Raw genomic sequence first — 24,834 nt, 5'->3', positions numbered from 1 at the left:
ATTTAGCGGCAACATCCATTAATTATGAATAATTTATACAAATCAGCAGCATTATTGCACGCGATAGCTTTGTGGATAGGCGTATTCTCTGCCTGTACAAACAGCGGCAAAAACGAGGCAAACAATGTTGTAGTGATCCAAAGAGATAGTTTAAACGATTATGTTGCGCAACGTTTACCCATTTACGAAAGGGTAAAATTAACAACCAACTTAAATCAGTTAAGCGTTAACGATCGAAAAATTCTTCCCCTTTTAATTCAGGCAGCAGAAATTATGGATGAGCTGTACTGGAAGCAAGCTTACCCGCAACGAGACAGCCTGATGGCTACAATAAAGGATGAAAAAACCCGCGATTTTCTGAATATTAATTATGGACCCTGGGATAGATTAAATAACGATAAACCCTTTGTTGCCGGCGTTGGCGCCAAACCGGAAGGAGCCTCTTTCTATCCTTACGGAATTACAAAGGAAGAAATCGAAAAGTCTGACCTGGCTGATAAATTCGGTGCCTATTCGGTAATTCAAAGAGATACTACCGGCAAACTTACTACCGTGCCTTACCATGTTTTATTTGCTGCAGAACTTCAAAGAGCCAGCTCTTTGCTAAAACAGGCCGCGCTAATTGCAGAAGATGCCGGCTTGAAAAAATATTTGAACTTGAGGGCCGATGCCCTGGTTACGGATAACTTTACCGCAAGTGATTACGCCTGGCTGGATATGAAAACCAATGGACTTGATATTATTATTGGCCCGATTGAGAACTATGAGGATAAGCTTTTTAACGCACGAACCAGCTACGAAGCGTATGTGCTTATTAAGGATAAGGAATGGAGCAAACGTTTGGCGAAGTATGTGAAAATGCTTCCCGAATTGCAGAAGAACCTGCCTGTTGCTGCTAAATACAAAACGGAAACACCTGGAACAGATTCTGAGTTAAATGCTTACGATGTGGTTTACTATGCGGGAGATTGCAATGCGGGGTCGAAAACGATAGCGGTAAACCTGCCTAACGACGAGAAGATTCAACAGGAAAAGGGGACACGCAGATCGCAGTTAAAGAACGCCATGCAGGCTAAATTCGATAAAATTCTTGTGCCAATAGCGAAGGAACTGATTGATGCCGATCAGCAAAAATACATCAAGTTCGATGCCTTTTTTGCCAATGTGATGTTTCATGAGGTGGCGCACGGCTTAGGCATTAAAAAAACCATTAACGGCAAAGGCTACGTGCGTGCAGCGCTGAAAGAGCAATACAGTTGGTTAGAAGAGGGTAAGGCCGATGTGCTTGGACTTTATATGGTTACGGGCTTGTTGGCCAAAGGAGAGTTGAAGGGAGACATCAAAGATTATTATACCACTTTTATGGCAGGTATTTTACGTTCGGTTCGTTTTGGCGTTTCCGAAGCTCATGGCAAGGCAAATATGCAATGCTTTAATTATTTTGAAGAAAAAGGGGCTTTTGAACGCACTTCGAAAGGCACCTATAAAGTAAACTTCGAGAAGTTTGCAACGGCTATGAATGAGTTAAGTGCATTCATCATTACTTTGCAAGGAAATGGCGATAAAGCTGCCGTTGAAAAGGCGCAAAAAGAAAATGCCGTAGTATCTGCGGAGCTCCAACAGGATTTGGATCGGTTAACCAAAAAGAATATTCCGGTTGATGTGGTGTTTGAGCAAGGGGTTGACGTTTTGGGCGTGAAGTAAAGGAAGTAAAACGGCGGTACAAGCCACTCATGACAGAGGCCTACCCTTACCCACTCGCTTTCTCTTTTTTGGGCAATTGGTTTTGGCGTCTTGCATTTCTTCGCTGGGGCATTCCTGCCCGTCTGGTCAGGCGGACGTTATACTACCATTGACGTTTTTGGCAACCTGCTGTTTTATAAGCTTCTACATGAACGGTCGTCCTGCTGATCCGATAGCTATCGGATTTATTTCAGCATCTTTCTTGCTATAAAGGCCCTGAAATAAATTCAGGGTGACGAGGCGGTTAACCAGAATGCATAAGATTCTTTCAGCCTTTAACGTCATGCCATATTTATTTTTATGCAATAAATTAAAACTCAGGATGACAGCGACACCCCAACTCCTCTGTTTTTCTAAAATTAATCTCCGAAGATGACAGCAAAAATTATTTTCGTCGTTAATTAAAACTTGTATTCCATAATATAATCGTCCATGAAGAAGCCATTTCCGATGTCGATTTTTACCGATTCTTTAATGGTGAAACCAGCTTTGGCATAAAAATCCTTGGCGCTATTGCGTTTATTTACGTTGAGTTCTAATGCACTGCCGCCGGCATCTTTTACAAGATTAAAAACTTCATTCATCAAAATTTTTCCGACGCCTTTTCCATGCGCCGTTGGCAATACATATAGCTTGTGCAGCTTGTAAATGCGTTGTTCGTGATCGATGATTGAATAGCCCGCAAAACCAAATTGATTTTCACCTTCTTCTGCAATCAAAAAAATGTGTCCCTGTAAAAACTGTTTCAGCATTTCGGCCTTGCTGTACATTTTATCGAGCATATAATCAATCTGCTGTTGCCCGATGATATCAAGATAAGTGGCTGGCCACGTATGCTCGGCAATTTCTCTGATAATTGTTATATCTTCTTCTTTGGCTTTTCTAAGCGTAATCATATCGGTTCGCTGATAAAAATGGGTTGTCCTGAAAACGTAAACTCTACGAAGCCATCTTTAACTACTTCAAAAATTTCTTCTTCCGTCTGCATTAAGTTGGTTACTTCCAGATACCTGTTTCCATGAATCAGGAACTCGCTTTTGGCTGGTTTCCAAACAGAAAAACCCGATTTTATGGGGTAATGTTTGGCCCTTTCGGTGAAAACAACCAAATTGATCTTATCTTCAAATCCAGCAAACTTTTCTAAATCGAATTTTCGTGTGATGATGTTTACGGCCGGATATTTTTCTTCGAACAGGTAATTAATCGCCACCATTAAAGCGTCAACTGGCCCCTGTATAACTTTGGTGTCTTCCTGAACGTCCTGGTTGTTTCCATTTACCAAAACGTCAACTTTTAAACCAAGTGAAATAATTTTGTCGTAGCTTTCGCTATTTACCAACAGCGTGGGACTCCATTCTAAAAGCTGGCCTAAAAATTCCTCATCAAAATTTCCAAAATCGTCAATATAGAGCGCTGGTTCTTGCTTTTCCTTTACAATGTGATGTGATGACATATTGCGAAGATAAAAAATAGAATCAAAAGGCAGGTGTATAGAATTATACAAGCGATATTTTTAACCCTTTACCGCATCGTAAAAATCCTGGTAGGCCTCAATAAAATCATCGGAAAGGTTGATTGCTTCCGAAACTGCAACGCCATAAATTCCAGTTTCCATCAAAGGGGCCACATCGGCAAGCGTAATTGCGCCCACAGCCAAAACGGGCAACTGTACATTCAACTCACGCAGTTTGGTCACTGCGTTTTGGTACGCGTCGAGCGCTAATGGCTTAACATCATTTGCTATCGTAGCAGAGAAGGGACCGAAGGTAACATAATCAGCTCCATCGCTTGCAGCCCTGATTATATCGCTAAAACTGTTTGCAAAACCGCCAAGCGTAATGTCGTTTCCCACCAATTTGCGTAGCGCAGTAAAATCGGCATTGTCCTGTTCAATATGGAACCCCTGAATGTCGGCTTTACCCACAAACTGAACATGTTCAGCTACGATTAGCGTAGTTCCCCAGTCATCGCAAATTTCGGCAATAGCGTTAATGTCTGTTAACAGCGCCTCGTCCGATTTGCTCATGCAACGGTATTGAACCCACTTCGCCCCAGCTTCGCAGGCCAGCTGTACTTGTTCAACGTGGCTTAAACTGGGATGGTCGTTGGTAATGTACTGAAGTTTCTCAATATATTTCATAACAGATTTGCCAGCAACATCATTGCGAAAAAATAGGTTTGTTTTCGGTTTTTTTACTCATTCTCTGCCTGCGTTTTGGCTTTTTTGGTGGTAATAATAATCACGCCGTTCCGTGCTTTTTCGCTGTATTGTGACGTTGCGTTAGCTCCTTTTAAAACATCAACCGATTGAATGGAGTCGGGATTTAAGCCCTCAATTTCAGTTACTTCCTTTCCATCAATAACATAAAGTGGTTTTGCTTTCGGATCAGTGTCTTTAAACAATAAATTGCGCAGCTTAGCTGGTTCGGTATTTAACGGCAGTTTCGGCCGTTTGTTTGGCTCGGGCGTGTTGAACATTAAGGTGGTTGAGCTGCCCAAAAAGTCTTTTTTCTTTAGAGATTTAGTAAAACCGTCTTTCGTTGTAATTTCAATAACGCCGTTAGCGCCATCTAAGCCATATTTTTTGACAGCGGCACTATCTTTCCAAACGTTTACGGCTGAAATGCTGTTGTTGTCGATTTGATCCAAAGAGCGCTGTCCCCGGGCCAATTGTTTATTGCCATCTATAACAACCAAAGGTTCCTGAGTGACTGGTGGAAAGCCACGAAAGGCAATGCCATTGCTTTTTGCGCCATCAGTGATCTGGCCAAAGGCGCTCGATGCCGATATTAAAACGATTGCTAATGATATTATTTTTTTCATAATTGTGTTTTTAATACGCTTGTTGAAGGCCGAAATACGATGGCTTGGTTAGTGCCTGTTCTGTGGTATTCGGTCTTCTAAATATATTTCCACTTTTGGTGGTAATCAGAATAGCCCCCGCTTTTGCTTTAAATCCGTATAAACTAACAGCATTTTGACTTTTCAAAACCTCGATAGATTTGATGCTGTTTGGGTCGATGGTGGCTAATAAACTGTTTTCGGTCATTCTTACACCGTCAACAACAACCACACCGGCGAAGTTTCCGTCGGTAAGTTTTAACGATGTAGGGCGCTGAACAGCCTTGGGTGCCTCATCGCTGTCGTCGGTTAAGGTGAAGTTTACATTAATATTGTACTTTACCCGAACGGTTTTCCCATCGCTCATTCCAGGAATCCATTTGGGACTGTTCGTCAGTACGCGTACTGCCTCTTCGTCCATGCCGTTTCCGAGGCCTCGCGTAATTTTTATGTCGGAGAGATCGCCGCTTTTTTCAACAATAAAACTTAAAAACACCTTGCCCTGCAAATTATTTTCTTGCGCAGCTTGCGGATATCTTATCGATCGGCTCAGGTATTCGTAAAATTTTCTGATCCCGCCGGGAAACTCGGGTTGCTTATCTAAAGAAACGAAATCATAAACTTTCGATTCTTCGATCCTAACTGTTTCTGGTTGAGGCTTTTTTTCCTGGGCAAGCGGTTGTGCAATTAACTTACCGAGCTTATTTACTTCGCCCGGTTTTGGCGAGGTATTCTGACTCGATTTGGGTGTTAAATTTACTTCAACCACTTTTTCGAAGGTGGGTGGTTCTTTGGGCGAAATTTCTTCGTTGGCTTCCTCGGTTACCATCTGTTGCACCATTTCAAAAGATTGATCTAAAGGTATTTGATCAGTTAAGGAGATTAGTTTTTCACTTTTCCTTACGGTAGCTGACGAAAATACGATCAAAACGGCAAACAAGGGGATCGAAATGCCATACTTGATTACAGCAATTCTTTTCGAGCGCTCTTTTTGAAGCATAAAGATCCGTTTTTTGATCAACGACTTATCGAAAAAGCCATTGGTTAAAGCATTTGGCGAGATTCCGAAAGATTGACTTAAGATCAATAGTGCATATTCTGCCTTATCGCCCTGATATTCTGCTGCAAATTCATCAGCCAAAAATTCGTGAATGTTTTTGATGGATCTTTTATAGAGGTAAATGATCGGGTTAAGCCAGGTAATGATGCCCAAAAGCTCAAAAAAAAGAATATCTAAGCTGTGCAATTGCTTAATGTGCGCCTCTTCATGAATATTAATTACATTCATTTGTGGTAAGTTCTTATCAACAACTTTGTTAAAGAAAAACGAAAATGCCGATCCACTTCTGGCGTTTCTGATGAGCTTTTTAACCAAAAACAAGTTCACCACTAACCTAACCAGAAAAAACAAAATACCTGCACAATATAAATACACAAACACATTTGCCCAGTTAAGGCCGGTGTTTGTTTCAGTTACAATGGTAGCCTGTTGCAATACGGCCTCCCAGTTGATGGAGGTATAAACCTGTTGGGCGGCTTTTTGCTGTGTTAACCATTCTAAGCGAATGAAGGGTATGCACAACGATAAAACACCTGCGCCAATCAAATAGAAGCGGTTCAGGGTAAAATAAGTCTCCCGATCCAACAACAATTTATAAAAGCCATAAAAAACTACAAGGTATAAGTTTACTTGTAACAGGTAGTGGGCAAAACTCATTTGGGCTTATGTTTAATTTTATTAATCATTTTTAATATCTCATCAACATCACTTAAGTCGAGTTTTTCTTCCTTAACAAAGAAAGAAAACATGCTTTCTACCGAATTTTCGAAATAGTTGCCCAGAAGTTTTTCCGTTGCGTGCCGCTTATATTCTTCTTTACTAATTAGGGGGTAATACTGATGGGCCTTTCCGAAAGGCTCGTGGCCGATAAAGCCTTTGGTTTCTAAAATCCGAATAATAGTTGAAACAGTGTTGTACGCCGGTTTTGGTAAAGGAAGTTCGTCAATTACTTCTTTCACAAATGCTTTTTCCAATTGCCACATCACCTGCATAATCTGTTCTTCGGCTTTGGTCAAATCTTTAATTTCCATAATAATTTTACAATAAGGGTGAGGCAAAACGTGTCGCCTTCCTTAAAGTTAAAACTAATGGGTTAGTTCTCCAAATAATTTCGACGATTTAACACATTTATTATCGTTTGGGCATTTAATTTTACTGATTATCTTTGCTTTCATGGATGTTTTTGGCAAAGCGCTTAGCGATATATACAACAAAGGTGAGGCCGACACGCTTTGGTTACATAATTCTTACGGCGAACCTGAGGAAATGCCGCTTGAATTTTTCTTTCGCGATGATGAAGATATGCCTGTACTGGAGTTGCAGGCGCTAAAAATGTGCAGCGGTAAAGTGCTGGATGTGGGTGCCGGGGTAGGAAGCCATGCCTTGCTTCTTCAGGCTTTTAATATTGATGTTACGGCGATCGATATTTCTGAGGCCGCTGTTGAAATTATGAAGGATAGAGGGGTTAAAAAAGCGTTTTTAAAAAATGTTTTTTCTTATCAGGATAAATTTGACACCGTTTTAATGCTGATGAATGGCATTGGGCTTACCGGAACGTTGGCAGGCTTTAAACATTTTTTAATCGCAGTTAAAAACCTACTTAATCCGGGCGGGCAGCTGATTTTCGATTCATCTGATATTGCTTATTTATATGAAGATATGCCGAAGCCTCAAAATCAATATTACGGCGAGGTGTCTTATCAGTATGAGTACCAAGGCGAAAAAGGCAAGTGGTTTAACTGGGTTTATGTTGATGAAGAAACCATTAAAGTCGTTGCCCAAGAAACTGGCTGGAACTGCGAAGTTATATTTGATGATGGCGAAGATCAGTATTTGGTGAGGTTGACACTAAATTAGCACTGCCGACGATGCCCAGATTCAAGTTAAATCGCTTATAAAGTTAAGCTTTCTAACAATCAATTAGCCACAGAAGCCCAGAAATCACGCCCGCCCAATGTCATTTAGTTAAGGATAAAATTATAGAACATTGTCACCCTGAGCGGAGTCGAAGGGCGGATGTTAATGGTTTTATCTAATAAAAAAGGTCTTCGACTGAGTTTATCTTGAGCGAAGTCGAAAAGCTCAGACTGACGCCGAGCAGGCTTAACTAAATGACTTTGTACGCCCGCCTTACCGAACGGGCAGGGGTAAGAATTAAAAATTATTCTGTGTTTTTTGTGCTTCCTTGGCAACATAACGCTTATGTTTTGGCCCTTAGGGTATGCAGAAAACAGAAAAGGCTGGCACGGAAAAGTTAAAAGCGATTTGCCTGATTTTTTGCGGTTAATTTTGAAAACCCGGGAAAAAAGTCGTATCTTGGTACGACAAAGTTCTTGAAATATGAAAAAGATAAAATATCATCAACAAGAAGCCCACATTTTAATTGCATCTGAGCCTGAAGTGTTGTATCGAAAAACCACATCGGGGTTATTGTTTTCCATCAAAAAATTTGAGGTTTTAAGTTCAAGGTTACCTTTTAGCCAGGCAGAATGGGCCGATATTTTGCATATAAGCGATAGAACTTTACAACGTTATATTAAAGAGGATAAGCCTTTTGAGGGCTTGTTTGCCGAACACTTGCTACAACTGGAAAATATGGCTGCACTGGCGCTCGAGATTTTTGATAAGCCGGAAACGGTTAAACAGTGGCTGCTGTCTCCCAAGCGTGTTTTAGATCAAACCCTCGATTTTTCGGCCTTGAAATCATTTTGGGGTGTTAAGCTGATTAGCAACGAACTAGGCCGAATGGCTTATGGCGTTTATATATGATTGTTTATCGATTAGCGGATAAAAGATATGTGGATGATAGGGAAGGGGTTGGGGCGAAATTATTTGGCGGCCGCTGGAATGAGGTTAATACGCCATGCATTTACACAAGTGAGCACATTTCGTTGGCTTTGCTAGAGAAGGTTGTTCACGCCAGGGGAAGCGACAGTATGAAGAACATTGCGCTTTTAAAAATCACTATTCCCAACGATGAGGAGATTATTTTTAATGTTGATGTGAACAGGCTCGAAGATGAGTGGACAAAAAACATATCTTATACGCAATGGATCGGTGGGCAGTTGCTAAACGACCCTGCAACGCTGGCATTCAGCGTCCCATCTGCTATTATTCCCGATGAGAAAAATATTATCCTAAACCCGCAATCGAAATATTTTAATCGAATTGCCTTTGGCGAGATTATCGACTTCAGTACCGATTTTCGATTGCTGAACATGCTTTTATATAGTAGCTAGTGTTATGCCAACGATACTTTGTGAGGCTGAGCCTTTTGGCTTCGCTAAAGATAAACTTAGTCGAAGCCCAGCTACCTCCTTTCGACTACGCTCAAGGTGACAAATCGATACGACATTTTATGCTAGACTTAACACTAAGCTTATTTCATGATTTCGTGGTTGAAATCGACAATCAATTTAAAAAGATCTTTATATTCTGTCAACGGTAAGGTTTCGGGTTTATCAAAAATATCATGGTAGGCCGATGGCCCGCCTTGCGTATAGAGAAAGAAAGCTGGCACACCTTTTTCGGTAAAAAAGTAATGATCGCTGTTGGCCGCTTTTCCCCTCGGGTTAATCTTTGTGATCAATTTATGTTCATCGTTAATCTTATTCAGCAATAAAAATGCCCTCGGATAAACGCTCGCATTTACTACTGTCATACCGCTTTCGCCGGTTCCAACTAAGTCTAAATTGATCAGAAATTTAATTTGTTCAAGTGGAAACAAAGGGTTTTCGGTATAGTATCTCGATCCGAGCAACCCAGCCTCTTCGGCTGCGAAACAAATGAAAGCAACGGAGTAAGGTTGTGGATTGGCGGCGTAGTATTTAGCCAGGCTCAATAAGGTAGCTACGCCGGCTGCATTGTCATTGGCGCCCGGAAAATAGGTTTCTGCGCCCATGCCTCCCAAATGGTCGTAATGTGCGGTAATTGTTAATACCGAATCTGGATATTTGGTGCCTTTAACGATGCCGCAAACGTTTGAAGCGGTAAAGTTTTGAATCAACTTGTTTTCTACATCAATGTTGATCTGTTTGGGGACCTCGGTAAAGTTGTTACGGTTAATTTGAATGGCCGTAATATTGCCAACTTCGGTAGCAACCGACCAAGTCAACTTATCTTTTAGCTGTACCCGAATGTTCGATTCCGTTTGAAAAGTTGCGCTGTCGATTTTTTTTAAATTCGCATGTTGTTTAGTGCCGGGGCTTTCATTGCTCACAATAAAATCTTTGCCGGGAGTAAGTTTTCTGCCATTGACTACAACTTTCATCTTACCCGGAAAGGTGTTGACCGGGAAACTAAAATCTTGCTTGAAGCTACCTAAAATGCGGCTGAGCCCTATTTTTTGATATTCGGCTGCCAAAAAATCGGCTGTTTTTGTCATGCCATCTTTAGTATAACCGCGGCCCCATAATGCTTTTGAGGTAAGGGTGTTGATCACTTGTCTGACATAAACCGAATCTTGAGCCGAGCAATTGCAAACAAAGAATAAAAGAAATATTGTGATTGGTTTTTTCATTGAAATCGATTAGCTCTTAAAGTTAAGATTAATCGCTTTGGTAGAATCTACTTCGATCATTTTGTTTCAAAAAAATTGCTTCAAAGCCAAAGAGAGAAGTCAAGCTTTTAAAGCTTGACTTCTCTTTTCTAACAACCAACTTGTCCCTGAATGTTTAGCTTTTACTTGCCAAATAAGGCTGTATTGCAGCTCTGATTCTTTCTTTATTTTGCTGTGGCGTCCATTTCTCTTTAATCGATTGATCGCCAAGGCTAAAAAGCGTGCTATAAAGTAATTTTCCATCAATCACGGTTTGAACCTTAAAATTACCTGGTGATGCTTTGGCCATATCAGCCCAAACATCGCGTACATCGGCCCAATAAGATTTTTGATCGCTCCACCATTTTTGCGCATACTCGAAAACTTTGGGGTCGATTTTGGTAAATTCCTCATAGCCTTTCTCAATTGCTAAAACCTTGTCTCCCTCGGCTGTACGAACAACTTTTTTATTGTCTTGCTCAAACATCCAACCATTTTTGGTGATGGTAATCCTACTGCCACGATTTAAAACATTATAATCTTTACGTACGGTAGCTTCTCTCCGCGGAAGTGGCGAATCGGCTACGCTCTGCCATGCGCTGTGGCCGCCAATATGTGTCCAAAAGCCATAGCCTTGGTAGCGAGGGCTATCATCAACCTGATAAACCTTTTGTGTCCATTTGCCTTTTACATCCGCAGGGTTTAAAGTTGTTTTTTTCCATGCATTATCTTGAGTATAATGCATGATGTCGGTGTCTTCGTAAGTCCAGTCCTGGCGCCAGTGTTTAATCACGGTTGTATCGTTTATGGCCAACAAGTGTTGTATCACGATTCTTTTCGGTTCATCAACAATTATTTCTGCCCATTCGTTGGCATGAGCATCATGTGGTTTGCTAAATTTATAGTTTGGGTCTGCTGAACTCACATCGGCGTAATTGAAATTTACTTCGTAAAATCCTGCCAATGATTTAATTGCATTTCTGTCCTGCTCCAGTTTGTCTTGCGCATGAGCACCAAAGGCCATTAGCCCTGCCAGCACTAAAATTGAACTTAAAATTTTCATCTATATAGTTTTAGGTTATATTAATTATCCGCAACAGCGGGATTTTTCTTTTTTTTCTTTTTGCCCCACCAAATGATGAAGCCGGTAATGGGTAAGCTGGCGGCAATGAAGCTGGCAAAAAATGCCAGTATTTTTCCTGGCAAACCTAATATGGCACCGACATGAATGTCGTAATTCATACCAATTAAGGCTTCGCCAGCATTTTTTTCCGACTGATTTTTCCAGTGTAGGAGCTTTCCCGAATACTGATCGAATTGAAGTTCATCATAATTCCAGTAAGTTTCTTCGCCGCGGTAGCCGGAGGCATAAATTGTGGCTGTACCGCCTTCGGCCGGCGACATGCCAATTCGTTCGAACTCCCTGAATTTTATCTTTGCCGTTTCAAAAGCAATGTCAAGGGGAATTGCATCAATTGTTTTGGTCGAGTCTGATATAACATCGACCTGAACTGGTGGCGCAGTGCTTCGTGCTGCTACTACATAAACGGTAGATTGAAACCATTGAAAGGCCCAAACCATCCCGGTTAAGGCCAACATTAGGCAAATCGTCATCACGTAGAAGCCTAAAACATTGTGTAAATCGTAATTGACCCGTTTAAATTTTGCTTTCCATTTTATTTTGAAGCTTTTGTTGAAGTTGGATTTCTTGAGGTTTTTGGGCCACCACATGATCATTCCTGAGATAAGCAGAAAAACGAAGATAAAAGTTGCCCAGCCTATAATTTGTTGCCCAATGGGATGGTTGATCAAAAAGCTCCAGTGCAGCATTTTTACAACTCCGAAAAACTCATACTTATAATCGGCCACCAGCGTAATTTTGCCGTTATACGGGTTTACATACACAACATCGTAATAATCTACCGAATCGAAATACCAGAAAGCCTGCGGATTGCCCGCTTTATAAACACCAAATTCCCATGCACGCCCGGGCGCTTTGTAAGCGGTAATGAACGATATCTTTTTCGCTCCACCTAAGGCTTTCTCGGCGTTTGTTTTTAATGTGCTTAATGGTAGCGTTTGTTGTTTTGCCGGAACTTCTACAAAAAATTCCTTCCGATGAATAATTTCGGTAATTTCTTTTTGAAAGACATAAATGCAGCCTGTAACGCCCAAATGGAAAACAATCAGGCCCGAAGCAATGCCAAGCCACAAATGCAGCCAATCGCTAATTCTTCTTAAGCGTGATTTGGTATGTTTTTTTTGGACTGGTTTGGTTGGCTCCATTAAGCGTTTTTAAAATAAATGAGCTTGTATTAAAATTGTTATCCCGAGTTTTGATTCTAGCCTGACCGGACTGGACAGATAAAACCATGGAATGACGATGCTTTCCGTATCGATCGGTTGGGTTCTCTCTAGGAGCCGTCATTTCGACCGAAGTGCTCCAAAGGAGGTCCTTTAGAGGAGAAATCTCTATGTAAAGCCAGGTTCAAAGATTTCTCGGCTGCGCTCGAAATGACGATTTTTATAATATTTATGGAAAACTCGATATCAAATTAAAATTGAGTTTAACTTCATGTTACAGCCTTATTAATAACTGTAAATTTTGCTTAGTTGATTTGCGTGGTATAGGTTACCAAATGCCAAACTTTTTCGTAGTCTTTGCCATTTAATTTTCCAGTCGTTTTTTCTTCCGTAAAGCCTTCGATGAAATAGTTCCCTTTTTGCGCCGGCTTGAATGTGAATTTTCCGTCAGCATCGGTTTCAGCAGGAGTTCCTTTTCTTTCAGGATTTACAACTGTTAATTTTTGCTTTGCAAATGGTGCTTTGTTGTAAATTACCTGGTGTGCAGCAGATTCGCCCACTTTTGTAACTTGTTTTTCGGGCCTTATGGTTAAGGCTGCATCAGCAGGGAATGTTGTGTTCAGCTTTGCACTTCCAACAGCAACATCGGCAAAAGCGTAATATTCTATTTTGGCTTTTTCATAAATGTCTGCCACTTCATGTACCACAGATAATTTATAGGTTCCGTTTTGATCGGGAGTGAAACTGGCTTTGTAGAAAAAAACATCGGGCGACGCGGTTAAAACCTTTGTTGTACCATTTGGAGCTGTTAAAACCAATTTAAAATCTTTTAGGTTGCTGAACCACTTGGCGGCCGAATCTACTTCGTTGTGCTCATATTCGCCAAAAAAAATTTTTACCTCTTGGGCTTGGCCTTTTTTGCCTGTTGATGAGCTTTCGATCCACATGGCGTGAGAAAATGCACTCGAAATGCCAAATCCAACAAATAAAATAAGCAATAATAATTTAGTTTTCATAATTTTTCGGTTTAAGGGGTTAAGTAAATTAAAATTTGTAGGTAACGCTACCGGTGAAAGTTCTTAAGTCTTGAGGATTCATCGTACTATAGCCAGTCCAGTATTTTTGATTGGTAAAATTGTCAACTTTAGCACCTAATCTAAATCTTGCGTGATCGTAAAATACAGAAGCATTGAACACTTTATAAGCAGGTAAAATAAAAACACCCTGGCTTACACTGTTTACAATTTTGTTATCGCTGGCATAGTTTCCACCAGCGCCTAAACCGAACCCGCTCAATGAGCCTGTGTTGAATTTATAACTTACCCATAAATTGGCTGAATAGGGAGCGGCAGAATAGGCATCTCTTCTCCCTTCGACATCTGGTGATGCATTTACTAATTTATTATCATTATATGCAAAACCTGCGATAATATTTAAGCCATTAACAGGATTTGCTATAATTTCTGCCTCTATACCTTTACTTATTTTATTCCCATCTTGAATTTGTGCATTTGGATTTGAAGGATCTCCGTTATAGCCCCTAACAATATCCTTAACTTTGATGTAGTAATAAGATACTGAACCTGTTATTTTATTGTTAAAAGCATCCAATTTTATACCACCTTCAACTTGATTTGCTTGTTCTGGCTTAAATGCATTACCTTGATAATCTATGCCATTAATATTATTGAATCCATTTTGATAGTTTGCAAATAGCGATAATTGATCTTTAATTGGCTGAAAAACTAAACCAAATTTTGGAGAGAAAACGGTTTGTTTGTAAGCGCCAGTTGGTGCTGACCCTGCTCGATCTGAATTGCCCTTGTTGTCAAAACGATCGACCCTTAAGGCAGCTAAAGCAATTAGCCTATCCGTTAAATTAATAACATCAGAAACATATGCACTATAGGTATTTGATTTAAAATTAATCGGATATTTGGAATAAGAATTTGCTGCATAAAATGCGGCTAAATTTTTTTCGTTAAAATTTGCATAATTAGCGTCATTTCCGTTCTTGTTTGTTATATCAAAAGTATCTATAGAGTAATACAATTGATCAGAATTTTGGCGTAAATAATCTAAACCTATAACAATTCTATTTTTAACTGAGCCTATGTTAAAGGCACCATTAAAGTTTTGTTGAACTTCATAGGTATATACTTCGCTGTTATCTGTAGATTGATCAGCTCTTGATAAATAATCGGCACCTGGTGCTGCTGCTGGGTTAAAATAACTATTCGGCACAAGGAAAAGGTACGTTCCTCGTCCATTAGAAAAACTATAGTTTGTTGAAACACTTGTGTGCGATGACCAGTTTTCGTTGAACTTGTAATTGGCTTGTCCGAAGAAATTTGTGCTGTTGTATTTTTGTTTCATCGGGCCACCTGCGAAAGATTTATTATAATCGACTCCTGATTGATCCGCTCTGTCAAAACCTAGTTGTGCTACAGGGAAATAAAAGAAAATAAAAGGTTTTAACGTGTTTTTACCATTTGCAATTTCTGCATCAAAAGTAAAATCTAATTTATCGTTTACTTTGTAAGATAAACTTGGCGCAATAAAGAAACCTCTATCGAACACATTTTCCTGGAAAGAGCCTTTGTAATTATAAGAAGTATTTAAACGGGCATAAATGAGATTTGCTTTATCAACAGGGAAATTAAAATCAGCACTTACCCTATTTAAATCATAGCTGCCAGCAGAATAAGTAACTTCTCCGCCAATGCCTTCGAAGGGCTTTTTGGTAATACGATTAATTAAACCCCCATACGACGTTAACGTACTGCCAAATAAAGTTGCTGACGGGCCTTTAATTACTTCAACACTTTCTATGTTTGCTGCATCGTTACGACTTGTTACATTACCTGCAATCCCATTTCTTAGTTTTGACTGTACAATAAAACCCCTTGATGCATAATATGCACCACCATCTCCACCACGTGAAGTTGATTCCCATAATTTCTGAATACCAACTGCGTTACGCGTTGCATCATCAACCGAAAATATCAATTGATCTGTAAAGGTTTCCTTCGTAATTGTGGTGTATACCTGAGGGTTTTCTAAATTGCTAAGCGGCATTTTCGCAACATCATTACTCTTTTTTGCCGCGTATTTTGCCCGATGCTTATTGATATTAACCTCGCTTAATTCCGTAGAATTCTGAACAATTACGAAATCTACAATTTTAGTTTCTTCAGATGTTACCGTAACTGTTTTCTCGATCGGGTTCACTCCAACTGCAGATACTTTTATCATATATGTGCCGGGCTTAACACGGTTGATGGTGTAACTACCCGTTTCATCAGAAGTTGTACCTTGACCCTTACCTTTTAGCCCTACAGAGATAAATGATGCTGGTTTGCCATCTGCGGTCTTTATTTTTCCTTTAATGGTTGCAAATTGCTGCCCAAAGGCAACCAGATTTATGAGCAGCATCACTGCTGTTAAAGTACATAGTTTAAGTTTATTCATTTTTTAATTGTTGGTTTATTAATCTGTAACTTAAAATTTGAACGTTACGTTTGCCGTTAAACTTCGCGGCATTTGTGCTTCAACAGTTGTCCACCCTTTATAATAATCCTTATTGCTTAGGTTATCAACCTTTAAGCCTAGGCGGTACCGATTTTTGTTATAAAAGGCAGTTGCATTTAAAACCGTATAAGCCGGTAACGTGAAAGTGCCAGTAGCTACAGTGTTTGTGATGACGTTTTCACTATTATAATTCCCGCCGAAGCCAAAACCTAATCCCTCCAACTTACCCGTTGTTAGGGTGTAGCTCAACCAGGCGTTTACCATGTCCTCAGGCCCTGCGGCAACAGGTCTACGCCCCTCTACACTTGGTGCAGATTTTGTCATTTTACTGTTGTTGTGGCTATAGCCAGCAACAAAGTTCAATCCTTGAATTGGGTTTGCATTTAGGCTAAGTTCAAATCCTTTACTCAATTGCGTTCCATCCTGCACGGTAATGTTGTAGTTAGTGCCATCCCTCGTAATCGATTCACTTCGAGTCATGTTTGTACCTCAATATTGTAGTAACTTGCAGTTAAGTTGAGCCTGTTATGGAATAAGTCGGTTTTAACGCCCGCTTCAATTTGGTTCGCTTGTTGGGGCTTAAATGTTCCCGAAATATCAGCCAAAGGCTGAACAACAGGAGCCACATTTTTGAAACCGTTCATGTAGTTTCCAAAAATTGAAACTTGATCTTTAATGATGTTATAAACCAAGCCAAATTTTGGAGATACTGCCGTTTGAAGATATTTTCCTGTAGTAAGGCCTGTTGCTTGGTTAAAGCTTCCCTTATTGTCAAAGCGATCTACCCGTAAGCTAAGCATTGCCGATAATGCATCAGTAATGTTTAGTACATCAGAAACATAGGCACTATAAACCTTTGTCGCCGTTGTGCCTTTTGAGTTCGCGGCGGTACTTGCGGCAATTTTAGCATCCACTTGATCTTTGGAGATATTGATGTAATTTGAAGGATTGCCAACCGTGTTCACCAGATCATATAAAATATAGGGTGAGTTGCTGTTATTTGTACTTTGATTCAAGTAATCCAAACCAATTATCATTCGGTTTCTCAAGCCAGCAATTCTAAAATCGCCAATAAAATTTTGCTGGATATTGGCTGCGGTGCTGGTTGAGTTTTGAAGAGTAACAAACCTTGATAAAGCATCGTCAGTTGCCCCCAACAGCATCACATACTGATAATTTCCCTTTGATTGACGGCTGTTTTGGGCAAAATTGGTTTGTGATACCCATTGATCAGAGATTTGGTAAGTCAACTGTCCGTGTACATTTACCGTAGGTGTAACAAAAGTTAAATCGTTGCTGGTATATGATTTTTTAAAATCAAAATTTAACTCGTCGGGCGTTCGGGCAATTAATTGTCTGCTTCTGTTTAAGAAAACCATTAAAGGGTTGGTGCCCTCGTAGTGATAAAACTCTGCTCCGAGGTTTAGCTTCAGCTTTTCGTTAATTCTGTACTCCAAAGCCGGGGCAAAAAACGTAGTCTTCCCAAAGCCGGCATCTTGCCAACTATTTTGTTTCGTATAAGCTCCATTAACCCTAAATAATAGGTTTTTAGCTTTATTAATTGGCCCGTAAACATCAGCAGTAATCCTGTTTAGGCCAAAGCTTCCTGTTTGGTAGGTAACAGCACCACCAGCAGTATCGATAGGTTTTTTGGTAACCACATTTATTAAGCCGCCAAAATTAGTGATAGCGCCGCCATAAAGTGTGCCCGAAGGGCCTTTAATCACTTCAATCGTTTCAATATTAGCTGGATCTAAATCACCATTGGTTAAGCCGGCAATTCCATCGATTAGCGATACCTGCGTGGTAAAACCACGTAAATTGTAATACGTTGCACCGTCGCCCGGGCGGCCTGTCGAAGTCCACGATTTGTCTAATCCCGGTGTGTTCTTCAACGCATCGTTAAAATTGGTAACCATTTGCTCTTCCATTAATTCTTTAGAAATGGTTGTATAAACCTGCGGGTTTTCTAAGTTTTTTAAAGGAAGCTTAGCAACGTAATTGCTTGATTTGGTAGCGTATTTATTTTGTTTATTGGTACTAACGTTGATCTCTTTTAGTTGATCGGCGTTTTGATCGAGCGAAAAGTCAATCGTTAAAATTTGGCCATTTTGTACAGTAACCGCCTTTTCAACAACCTTTAGGCCAACTGCAGATACACGCAAAACATATGAGCCCGCTTTAACGCGTTGTATTTCGTAATTGCCATTTTCATCCGAAGTCGTGCCAATACCCTTACCCTTCAACCCAACAGAGATAAATGAGGCAGGTAAGCCATCAGAGGTAGTAACCTTACCCTTTATGGCGCCAAACTGTTGCGCAAAAGATAGGTTAGTAATGAAAGAGAGTAGGAGCGTTAGACCGAATAGGGTGATTTTTGGCATGTTAAATTTATTTGGATTTATTCTAAACTGTCGGCAAAATAACGGTAGAAATTTCGATAATCCAAATTATTTGTAACAATTCTAAATAAGAAAAGTGTTAAAACATCTATTTTAATGTTCTAACACTTCCTGTTAAGATTGTTTTTGATGCACCTATTTGATCATAATCGCTTGCAGGTTAATAGGCTTCTCGGTGTCGGTAGCCGGGTTGATTAGCCCGCCACAAATAATATCGTAGTGATAACCGCCTGCCAACGTAGTGCCTGCCAACACTGCTTTTATTGTTCCGTTCGAAGTTTCCTTAGCATCAAGATTGTAAGTGCCTGCATCGACAGCAATAAATCCTGATGCCGTTTTATAGGCCTTATTGTTAAACAATGGTGTGGTTTCATCCTTTTTTGCCAGATCAAGCGCAGGTGCATCGGGCGAAAGATTGATAAAGCGAATGTAAGCCTTATCTGCCGAACCTACCGAAAGCTCGTCGGAAATGGTTAATCCCTCTAAAGAACCTGCTTTATTAATTAAATAATAAGAGCGATAGGTGTTTGCATTAAGATCTACAGTTTGTGTAAATAAACTTTCTGCCGAGTTGGCCGATGTGAATTTTATATTGTACGATCCGGCAGGATAGGAGCGATAGGCAACACTTCCGGCATACGGCAAGGCTGCAGTACTTAACAGGGTGCCGCTAAAGTAGACATTGTAGGTTGGTGATGATGGTGAAGCATTTACCACACGGAAATAAGCGGTAGTAACATCAGTTTCTTCTTTTTTACAAGCGCTGATGAATAGCGAAAAAACGAGCAGGGTAAGGGCACAAATACGAAGTGCTTTTGAAGTAAAATTTGTCATGATATTGAGTTAGGGCTAATGTTTATGGTAATACGAGAACAGATCTGCTTTCGCTACACCGCACAAATATTGCGATAAGCATTAATGACGTTTGTTAAATGTTGTTAATGGAATGTTAAAGTTATTTGGCCGTTTTAACACCTGATAGGTACGCTACTTAAAGCCCGCGTTGATAAACTAAATTGAATAATACCTTTTTATGGGCAGCAACTTGAAACGGATATTGCCGGCCTAAAAAAGATAAAGTGTAAAGCCCGAATAACAACTGGAGTTACATCAGTGTTACTTTTCAATTAGCGAAAACGGATGATGCACTCTTCAGAGAACATTGCCCTGTTCAAAATTAGCCGGATTGGAAAAGAGCAAGGATGGTTTTCCGTCAAATCAATTTAAATAAATGTTATTAAAAGATAAAAAAATCAGTTTATTATTGTGGAACTCGATAATTATTTAAACCTTTGCATCTAAATAGAGTTAAAGCCGTTTTAATACGCAAGAAATGATTAAACAAATTTTACATAAACTTTCTGTTTTCACGGCGCAAATGGCGTTTGGGAAGGGTTTGTTTATTAATCGTTTCCAACCGGTATTTTACTACCCCACAAGCCGGCAAAATTTTACTCCACGTATTTAGTACCCAACTAAACGTAACGAGGAATTGATCCTCTCTAAAAACCCAATTAACAAGAATACTTATAATTTTTCGTTAGAAAACGAATGGATATTAACGAATTTATAGTGCAGGTTGCACTTCCTGAACATCGTGTATTTGCAGAACAAATTGTAACCGAAATGGCCGAGTCTGCTAAAGCACGCGGTACGGGCATTGCGAAACGTTCGCCTGACTATGTTGCAAATAAAATGCAAGAGGGCAAGGCTGTTATCGCTTTTCATAAAGATGGGCGCTGGGCGGGTTTTTGCTATATCGAAACCTGGAGCCACGGGCAGTTTGTAGCCAACTCTGGTTTAATTGTTTCGCCCGAGTTTAGAAAAGCTGGTTTGGCTCATGCCATTAAAGAAAAAGTATTCGACCTTTCGAGAAAGTTGTATCCTAAAGCGAAGATATTTGGCTTAACCACTGGCTTGGCCGTGATGAAAATCAATTCAGATTTAGGTTACGAGCCGGTTACCTATTCGGAGCTGACACAGGATGAGGAGTTTTGGAAAGGCTGCCAAAGTTGCGTTAACTTCGAAATTTTGAAAATGAAGGAACGTAAAAATTGTATGTGCACAGCCATGCTTTACGATCCGGCCACTCAAAAGCACGATGCAGCCAAGAAATTCGCCGAAGAACTAGAAAAAAAACCTAAGTTATACGAGCGCTTTATGCGCATAAAACAGCGTTTAGTTGTAAAACCGAAGCCAAAATCGGGCTTTAAAGTATTGATGTTTTTATTTACCCTCTTATTTAATAAGTAATTATGAAAAAAGTAGTTTTAGCTTTTAGCGGAGGTCTCGACACCTCGTTTTGTTGTATTTATCTTGCTCAGGATCGCGGCTTAGAGGTTCACTCAGTAATTGTGAACACAGGCGGTTTTTCTGATGAAGAATTACAAGAAATAGAGAAACGGGCTTATGCTTTGGGAGTGAAATCTCATGCGGTGGTAGATGAAACTGAAAGCTATTACAATGATTGCATCAAGTACCTGATTTTCGGTAACGTATTAAAAAACGCTACCTATCCACTTTCGGTAAGTGCCGAGCGTGTAAGCCAGGCGACGGCAATTGCCAACTACGTGAAGAAGATTGGTGCCGATTACGTGGCTCACGGCAGTACTGGTGCGGGCAACGATCAGGTGCGTTTCGACATGATCTTCAATATTTTGATTCCAGAAGTGGAGATTATCACGCCAATTCGGGATTTAAAATTGTCTCGTGAAGCAGAAATAGAATATTTGGCCGAGCACGGCGTAGAGTATAGTGCGGCGAAAGCAACGTATTCAATTAACAAAGGTTTATGGGGAACATCGGTTGGCGGAAAGGAAACGCTAACTTCGCACGATACCTTGCCAGAAAGTGCCTGGCCAACGCAGGTTACGGAAACGGAATCGCGTAAGGTAGAATTGACTTTCGAAAAAGGTGAATTGGTGGGTATTGACGGTGAAACTTTGGAACCCGTTCGTGCTATTCAAAAATTACAAGCTATTGCGCAGCCTTTTGGAATCGGTCGCGACATTCACGTTGGCGATACCATCATCGGCATTAAAGGTCGCGTTGGTTTTGAGGCCGCCGGCCCGATTATCATTATTAAAGCGCACCACACTTTAGAAAAACATACTTTAACGAAATGGCAGTTGAGCTGGAAAGAGCAGTTGTCATCTTTCTACGGAAACTGGCTGCACGAAGGCCAGTTTCATGACCCGATTATGCGGAATATCGAAGCATTTTTAGCTGATTCGCAAAAAGTAGTGAGCGGTAAAGTGTTTGTTGAACTGTTGCCTTACCGTTTTAATATTATCGGTATCGAATCGAACCACGATTTAATGAGCAATAAGTTCGGTAGCTACGGCGAAATGAACAACGCCTGGAGCGGTGAGGATGTTAAAGGCTTTTCGAAAATTTTTGGCAATCAGGTAATGATTTGGCATAAAGTGAATAGCGAGGCATAGCCTCGGAGGTTTAAGGCATAAGGTAAAAGGCGTAAGGTTATGGCGCCCAAACCATAAGCCGAAAACCATTTAAAAAATAGGGCATAGCCTCGGAAGCTTAAGGCATAAGGTAAAAGGCGTTAAGTTATTGACGCCCCAAACCCTAAACCGAAAACCATTTAAAAATGGGCGTAGCCTCGGAGGCTTAGGGCATAAGGTAAGAGCGTAAAGTTATGGCGCCCAAACCCTAAACCTTAAGCCTTAAACCTTAAACCTTTTAAAATATGAAAATTAAAGCAGGAATTATTGGTGGTGCAGGATACACAGGGGGCGAAATGCTCCGTATCCTGATCAACCATCCAAATGTCGAAATTGCTTTCGTAAATAGCACCAGTAACGCAGGAAACTTAGTTTCTGATGTGCATACTGATTTAATCGGCGATACAGATTTGCGTTTTATAGATAACGTAGATTTTGATATGCTCTTTGGAGCCTCCCCTTCTGGGGGAGGTTTGGAGGGGGCTGTGTTGTTTCTTTGCGTTGGTCACGGCGATGCTAAAAAATTTTTAGCTGCTAACCCAATTAACGACAACATTAAAATTATTGATTTATCTCAGGATTTCAGATTGACTCAGAACTCCCAACTCTCCACTCGTAACTTCATTTACGGACTTCCGGAGCTAAATCGCGAATCGATAAAATCAGCCAATAACATTGCTAACCCGGGTTGTTTTGCTACCTGCATTCAACTGGGCTTATTGCCGCTTGCTGCAAAAGGGTTGATTAAAAGGGAAATTCACATTAATGCTACAACGGGTTCAACTGGTGCCGGGCAAAGTTTATCTGCAACTTCTCATTTTAGCTGGAGAAATAATAATCTTTCCATTTATAAAGCTTTCGAGCATCAGCATTTAAATGAGATTGGCGAAAGTTTGTTGCAGTTGCAACCGTCGCTTGCGGATACTTTGAGCTTCATTCCTCAGCGTGGTGCATTTACCAGAGGCATTTTAGCTGCTATGTATTTAGAAAGTGATTTGACCTTAGAAGAAGCACAAACCATTTACGAAGATTATTATAGCGGTCATCCTTTTACCCATGTAAGTCGGAAAAACATCGATTTGAAGCAGGTTGTCAATACAAACAAAGCGCTGGTTCATGTTGAAAAGCATGGTAATAAATTATTTATCATCAGCATTATTGATAATCTTTTAAAAGGTGCCAGCGGACAGGCGGTTCAGAATATGAACTTGATGTTTGGCCTCGATGAACAAGCAGGACTGAAGTTGAAAGCAGCCTATTTTTAAGCCGAAAGCTGAAAGACCAAAGCCGAAAGCGAAAATAGCATATTGCTGAATGAAAATAACTAATATTAATTACACTAAAGCTCGTGTTTGCTTCCTGATTGAAATTTGCAAGGAAACTTTAAGCCTTTAGCTTTAGTCTTTAAGCTCAAAAAAAATGAACTTATTCGACGTTTATCCTCTTAACGATATAGAAATTACAAAAGCATCAGGCAGCAATGTTTGGGATGCTAACGAACAAAAATATTTAGATTTATATGGCGGTCATGCCGTAATCTCCATTGGTCATACCCATCCGCACTATGTAAGTCGTTTGACTGATCAATTAAATAAGGTCGGGTTTTACTCAAACTCGGTTAAAATTCCTTTGCAAACTCAGCTGGCCGAGAAATTAGGTCAGGTGTCTGGGAAAAAGGGTTACCAACTGTTTTTGGTGAATTCAGGAGCTGAAGCCAATGAAAACGCCTTAAAACTGGCGTCTTTTTACAATGGCAGAAAGAAAGTGATCGCTTTTACCGGCGCCTTCCACGGCCGTACGTCTTTGGCTGTTGCAGTAACCGATAATCCGAAAATCGTTGCTCCTGTTAATGAAACCGAAAATGTAATCTTCTTGCCGTTCAACAATGAAGTTGCTTTAGAAGAAACATTCAAGGCACAAGGAAATGAGATTTCGGCGGTAATTATTGAGGGTATTCAAGGTGTGGGCGGTATCAAAGAAGCCTCGAAAAGTTTCTTGCAAAAAATCCGTTCACTTTGCGATGAGTACAATTCCGTTTATATTGCCGATTCAGTTCAATGCGGTTACGGTAGAACCGGTTTGTTTTATTCGCACGATTATTCGGGTGTTGAAGCCGATGTTTACACCATGGCAAAGGGAATGGGTAACGGCTTTCCGATAGGAGGAATTTCCATTGCGCCGAAGTTCAAACCTTGGCATGGCGAATTGGGCACTACTTTCGGTGGCAATCACTTGGCTTGTGCCGCGGCATTAGCGGTTTTGGAAGTGATGGAACAAGATAACTTAATGAAAAACGCCGAAGAGGTGGGTAACCATTTAATCACTGAATTAAAGAAATTTGAGCAGGTGGTTGAAGTCCGCGGTCGTGGGTTAATGATCGGAATTGAACTACCAGCCGAGCTTGCCCATGTTAAGAAGGAATTGCTATTTACACACCATATTTTTACCGGAGAGGCAAAACCAAACGTTATTCGTTTATTACCAGCCTTAAATTTAACCAAAGCACAAGCTGATGAGTTTTTGAGGGCGTTTGAAAAAGCGGTAAAAGGCGTAGGGTATAAGGCTTAAGGCAATGCGAGACTATAAAAAACTGGATGTTTGGAAAAAAGCGCATGAAATGAATATGTTTATTAAGAAAGAGATTGCCATTAAATTTCCAAAAGAAGAAAGGTTTGAATTAACGTCTCAACTTACAAGAGCTTCGTTATCTATACCGTTAAATATAGTAGAAGGATGCGGTAGATTTACTGATAAAGATTTTGCTCATTTTCTCGATACGGCCTTGGGTTCGACAAATGAAATAGACTATTGCTGTTTATGTGCTTCAGAATTGAAATACATAAGCGATGAAGATTACAAAAAAGTAAACAAATCAATTAATGAAGTTAGGGCAATGCTAATTTCTTTTTTGAAATTTTTAAGAGCAGGCGGAGGGGAAAAACCTTAAACCCTTCA

At 40.3% G+C, this 24,834-nt stretch carries 23 protein-coding genes; 9 read left to right on the top strand and 14 right to left on the bottom strand.

All coding sequences use genetic code 11. The annotated features are described in order from the left end of the window. The first annotated feature begins 24 nt into the window (after positions 1 to 24). Positions 25 to 1,704: a dipeptidyl-peptidase 3 family protein gene (locus IZT61_RS11050; RefSeq protein WP_196096968.1), complete on the top strand. Its 1,680-nt coding sequence runs from the start codon at positions 25 to 27 to the stop codon at positions 1,702 to 1,704. Positions 1,705 to 2,144: 440 nt separating this feature from the next. Here the strand turns inward: IZT61_RS11050 and IZT61_RS11045 are convergent, their stop codons facing one another. The 6 genes from IZT61_RS11045 to IZT61_RS11020 are packed head-to-tail and all read right to left on the bottom strand — an operon-like array spanning position 2,145 to position 6,675. Next, a complete protein-coding gene (locus tag IZT61_RS11045) occupies positions 2,145 to 2,639 on the bottom strand; it encodes a GNAT family N-acetyltransferase (RefSeq protein WP_196096967.1) in 495 nt (164 codons plus the stop codon). Then, complete coding sequence (locus IZT61_RS11040) at positions 2,636 to 3,196, bottom strand: thiamine pyrophosphokinase (RefSeq protein WP_196096966.1); 561 nt, start codon at positions 3,194 to 3,196, stop codon at positions 2,636 to 2,638. The genes IZT61_RS11045 and IZT61_RS11040 overlap by 4 nt, the downstream gene beginning before the upstream one ends. 60 nt (positions 3,197 to 3,256) lie before the next feature. Then, positions 3,257 to 3,883: a thiamine phosphate synthase gene (locus IZT61_RS11035; RefSeq protein ID WP_196096965.1), complete on the bottom strand. Its 627-nt coding sequence runs from the start codon at positions 3,881 to 3,883 to the stop codon at positions 3,257 to 3,259. A gap of 53 nt (positions 3,884 to 3,936) precedes the next feature. Next, complete coding sequence (locus IZT61_RS11030; protein ID WP_196096964.1) at positions 3,937 to 4,566, bottom strand: TonB-dependent receptor plug domain-containing protein; 630 nt, start codon at positions 4,564 to 4,566, stop codon at positions 3,937 to 3,939. A gap of 10 nt (positions 4,567 to 4,576) precedes the next feature. Further along, positions 4,577 to 6,301, bottom strand: coding sequence for a M56 family metallopeptidase (locus IZT61_RS11025; RefSeq protein WP_196096963.1), 1,725 nt, complete (start codon positions 6,299 to 6,301; stop codon positions 4,577 to 4,579). Further along, positions 6,298 to 6,675, bottom strand: a complete 378-nt coding sequence (locus IZT61_RS11020; protein WP_196096962.1) for a BlaI/MecI/CopY family transcriptional regulator — start codon at positions 6,673 to 6,675, stop codon at positions 6,298 to 6,300. Before IZT61_RS11020 ends, IZT61_RS11025 begins: the two co-directional genes overlap by 4 nt. Before the next feature lie 142 nt (positions 6,676 to 6,817). Between IZT61_RS11020 and IZT61_RS11015 the strand changes: the two genes are divergently transcribed. The 3 genes from IZT61_RS11015 to IZT61_RS11005 all read left to right on the top strand — a co-directional run bounded on the left by IZT61_RS11015 (position 6,818) and on the right by IZT61_RS11005 (position 8,883). Further along, positions 6,818 to 7,501, top strand: coding sequence for a class I SAM-dependent methyltransferase (locus IZT61_RS11015; protein WP_196096961.1), 684 nt, complete (start codon positions 6,818 to 6,820; stop codon positions 7,499 to 7,501). 483 nt (positions 7,502 to 7,984) lie between these two features. Then, on the top strand, positions 7,985 to 8,413 hold the full coding sequence (parS, locus tag IZT61_RS11010; RefSeq protein WP_196096960.1) for a type II RES/Xre toxin-antitoxin system antitoxin: 429 nt from the start codon (positions 7,985 to 7,987) through the stop codon (positions 8,411 to 8,413). Beyond that, a complete protein-coding gene (locus IZT61_RS11005; RefSeq protein ID WP_196096959.1) occupies positions 8,410 to 8,883 on the top strand; it encodes an RES family NAD+ phosphorylase in 474 nt (157 codons plus the stop codon). The genes parS and IZT61_RS11005 overlap by 4 nt, the downstream gene beginning before the upstream one ends. Before the next feature lie 140 nt (positions 8,884 to 9,023). On the opposite strand, the gene IZT61_RS11000 is transcribed toward IZT61_RS11005, so the two are convergent. From IZT61_RS11000 to IZT61_RS10970, 8 genes are all read right to left on the bottom strand, one after another. Further along, positions 9,024 to 10,163: a M28 family metallopeptidase gene (locus IZT61_RS11000; RefSeq protein ID WP_196096958.1), complete on the bottom strand. Its 1,140-nt coding sequence runs from the start codon at positions 10,161 to 10,163 to the stop codon at positions 9,024 to 9,026. 154 nt (positions 10,164 to 10,317) lie between these two features. After that, on the bottom strand, positions 10,318 to 11,244 hold the full coding sequence (locus IZT61_RS10995) for a DUF6607 family protein (protein WP_196096957.1): 927 nt from the start codon (positions 11,242 to 11,244) through the stop codon (positions 10,318 to 10,320). A gap of 20 nt (positions 11,245 to 11,264) precedes the next feature. Continuing rightward, complete coding sequence (locus IZT61_RS10990; protein ID WP_196096956.1) at positions 11,265 to 12,467, bottom strand: PepSY-associated TM helix domain-containing protein; 1,203 nt, start codon at positions 12,465 to 12,467, stop codon at positions 11,265 to 11,267. A 323-nt stretch (positions 12,468 to 12,790) separates the two neighbouring features. Next, the gene (locus IZT61_RS10985; protein ID WP_196096955.1) at positions 12,791 to 13,501 is read right to left on the bottom strand and encodes a DUF4198 domain-containing protein; all 711 of its coding nucleotides are present in this window, start codon (positions 13,499 to 13,501) and stop codon (positions 12,791 to 12,793) included. A 28-nt stretch (positions 13,502 to 13,529) separates the two neighbouring features. After that, on the bottom strand, positions 13,530 to 15,956 hold the full coding sequence (locus tag IZT61_RS22515) for a TonB-dependent receptor (RefSeq protein WP_317193156.1): 2,427 nt from the start codon (positions 15,954 to 15,956) through the stop codon (positions 13,530 to 13,532). 30 nt (positions 15,957 to 15,986) lie between these two features. Continuing rightward, positions 15,987 to 16,496 (bottom strand): TonB-dependent receptor domain-containing protein, encoded by a 510-nt coding sequence (locus tag IZT61_RS22435; RefSeq protein ID WP_262895693.1) that lies wholly within the window; start codon positions 16,494 to 16,496, stop codon positions 15,987 to 15,989. After that, positions 16,493 to 18,400 (bottom strand): TonB-dependent receptor, encoded by a 1,908-nt coding sequence (locus tag IZT61_RS10975; RefSeq protein ID WP_262895692.1) that lies wholly within the window; start codon positions 18,398 to 18,400, stop codon positions 16,493 to 16,495. The genes IZT61_RS22435 and IZT61_RS10975 overlap by 4 nt, the downstream gene beginning before the upstream one ends. Positions 18,401 to 18,553: 153 nt before the next feature. Further along, the gene (locus tag IZT61_RS10970) at positions 18,554 to 19,252 is read right to left on the bottom strand and encodes a DUF4397 domain-containing protein (protein ID WP_196096954.1); all 699 of its coding nucleotides are present in this window, start codon (positions 19,250 to 19,252) and stop codon (positions 18,554 to 18,556) included. A gap of 717 nt (positions 19,253 to 19,969) precedes the next feature. On the opposite strand from IZT61_RS10970, the gene IZT61_RS10965 reads away from it, so the two are divergent. From IZT61_RS10965 to IZT61_RS10945, 5 genes are all read left to right on the top strand, one after another. Beyond that, the gene (locus tag IZT61_RS10965; protein ID WP_196096953.1) at positions 19,970 to 20,671 is read left to right on the top strand and encodes a GNAT family N-acetyltransferase; all 702 of its coding nucleotides are present in this window, start codon (positions 19,970 to 19,972) and stop codon (positions 20,669 to 20,671) included. Further along, positions 20,671 to 21,861, top strand: a complete 1,191-nt coding sequence (gene argG / locus IZT61_RS10960) for an argininosuccinate synthase (protein WP_230383952.1) — start codon at positions 20,671 to 20,673, stop codon at positions 21,859 to 21,861. Before IZT61_RS10965 ends, argG begins: the two co-directional genes overlap by 1 nt. A 263-nt stretch (positions 21,862 to 22,124) precedes the next feature. Next, positions 22,125 to 23,144: an N-acetyl-gamma-glutamyl-phosphate reductase gene (gene argC, locus IZT61_RS10955; RefSeq protein ID WP_196101169.1), complete on the top strand. Its 1,020-nt coding sequence runs from the start codon at positions 22,125 to 22,127 to the stop codon at positions 23,142 to 23,144. A 154-nt stretch (positions 23,145 to 23,298) separates the two neighbouring features. Further along, complete coding sequence (locus IZT61_RS10950; protein WP_196101168.1) at positions 23,299 to 24,447, top strand: aspartate aminotransferase family protein; 1,149 nt, start codon at positions 23,299 to 23,301, stop codon at positions 24,445 to 24,447. A 4-nt stretch (positions 24,448 to 24,451) separates the two neighbouring features. After that, positions 24,452 to 24,826 (top strand): four helix bundle protein, encoded by a 375-nt coding sequence (locus tag IZT61_RS10945; RefSeq protein ID WP_196101167.1) that lies wholly within the window; start codon positions 24,452 to 24,454, stop codon positions 24,824 to 24,826. The last annotated feature ends 8 nt before the right edge of the window (positions 24,827 to 24,834 follow it).

This window comes from Pedobacter endophyticus (assembly GCF_015679185.1).
Taxonomy (GTDB): domain Bacteria; phylum Bacteroidota; class Bacteroidia; order Sphingobacteriales; family Sphingobacteriaceae; genus Pedobacter; species Pedobacter endophyticus.
The sequence above is the reverse complement of the archived record's forward strand: the minus strand, read 5'-3'. Positions and strand labels throughout refer to the sequence as shown.

Coding starts and splice junctions, on each gene's coding strand:
- IZT61_RS11050 (WP_196096968.1), top strand. CDS start 25: ATGAATAATTTATACAAATCAGCAGCATTATTGCACGCGATAGCTTTG.
- IZT61_RS11045 (WP_196096967.1), bottom strand. CDS start 2,639: ATGATTACGCTTAGAAAAGCCAAAGAAGAAGATATAACAATTATCAGA.
- IZT61_RS11040 (WP_196096966.1), bottom strand. CDS start 3,196: ATGTCATCACATCACATTGTAAAGGAAAAGCAAGAACCAGCGCTCTAT.
- IZT61_RS11035 (WP_196096965.1), bottom strand. CDS start 3,883: ATGAAATATATTGAGAAACTTCAGTACATTACCAACGACCATCCCAGT.
- IZT61_RS11030 (WP_196096964.1), bottom strand. CDS start 4,566: ATGAAAAAAATAATATCATTAGCAATCGTTTTAATATCGGCATCGAGC.
- IZT61_RS11025 (WP_196096963.1), bottom strand. CDS start 6,301: ATGAGTTTTGCCCACTACCTGTTACAAGTAAACTTATACCTTGTAGTT.
- IZT61_RS11020 (WP_196096962.1), bottom strand. CDS start 6,675: ATGGAAATTAAAGATTTGACCAAAGCCGAAGAACAGATTATGCAGGTG.
- IZT61_RS11015 (WP_196096961.1), top strand. CDS start 6,818: ATGGATGTTTTTGGCAAAGCGCTTAGCGATATATACAACAAAGGTGAG.
- parS (WP_196096960.1), top strand. CDS start 7,985: ATGAAAAAGATAAAATATCATCAACAAGAAGCCCACATTTTAATTGCA.
- IZT61_RS11005 (WP_196096959.1), top strand. CDS start 8,410: ATGATTGTTTATCGATTAGCGGATAAAAGATATGTGGATGATAGGGAA.
- IZT61_RS11000 (WP_196096958.1), bottom strand. CDS start 10,163: ATGAAAAAACCAATCACAATATTTCTTTTATTCTTTGTTTGCAATTGC.
- IZT61_RS10995 (WP_196096957.1), bottom strand. CDS start 11,244: ATGAAAATTTTAAGTTCAATTTTAGTGCTGGCAGGGCTAATGGCCTTT.
- IZT61_RS10990 (WP_196096956.1), bottom strand. CDS start 12,467: ATGGAGCCAACCAAACCAGTCCAAAAAAAACATACCAAATCACGCTTA.
- IZT61_RS10985 (WP_196096955.1), bottom strand. CDS start 13,501: ATGAAAACTAAATTATTATTGCTTATTTTATTTGTTGGATTTGGCATT.
- IZT61_RS22515 (WP_317193156.1), bottom strand. CDS start 15,956: ATGAATAAACTTAAACTATGTACTTTAACAGCAGTGATGCTGCTCATA.
- IZT61_RS22435 (WP_262895693.1), bottom strand. CDS start 16,496: ATGACTCGAAGTGAATCGATTACGAGGGATGGCACTAACTACAACATT.
- IZT61_RS10975 (WP_262895692.1), bottom strand. CDS start 18,400: ATGCCAAAAATCACCCTATTCGGTCTAACGCTCCTACTCTCTTTCATT.
- IZT61_RS10970 (WP_196096954.1), bottom strand. CDS start 19,252: ATGACAAATTTTACTTCAAAAGCACTTCGTATTTGTGCCCTTACCCTG.
- IZT61_RS10965 (WP_196096953.1), top strand. CDS start 19,970: ATGGATATTAACGAATTTATAGTGCAGGTTGCACTTCCTGAACATCGT.
- argC (WP_196101169.1), top strand. CDS start 22,125: ATGAAAATTAAAGCAGGAATTATTGGTGGTGCAGGATACACAGGGGGC.
- IZT61_RS10950 (WP_196101168.1), top strand. CDS start 23,299: ATGAACTTATTCGACGTTTATCCTCTTAACGATATAGAAATTACAAAA.
- IZT61_RS10945 (WP_196101167.1), top strand. CDS start 24,452: ATGCGAGACTATAAAAAACTGGATGTTTGGAAAAAAGCGCATGAAATG.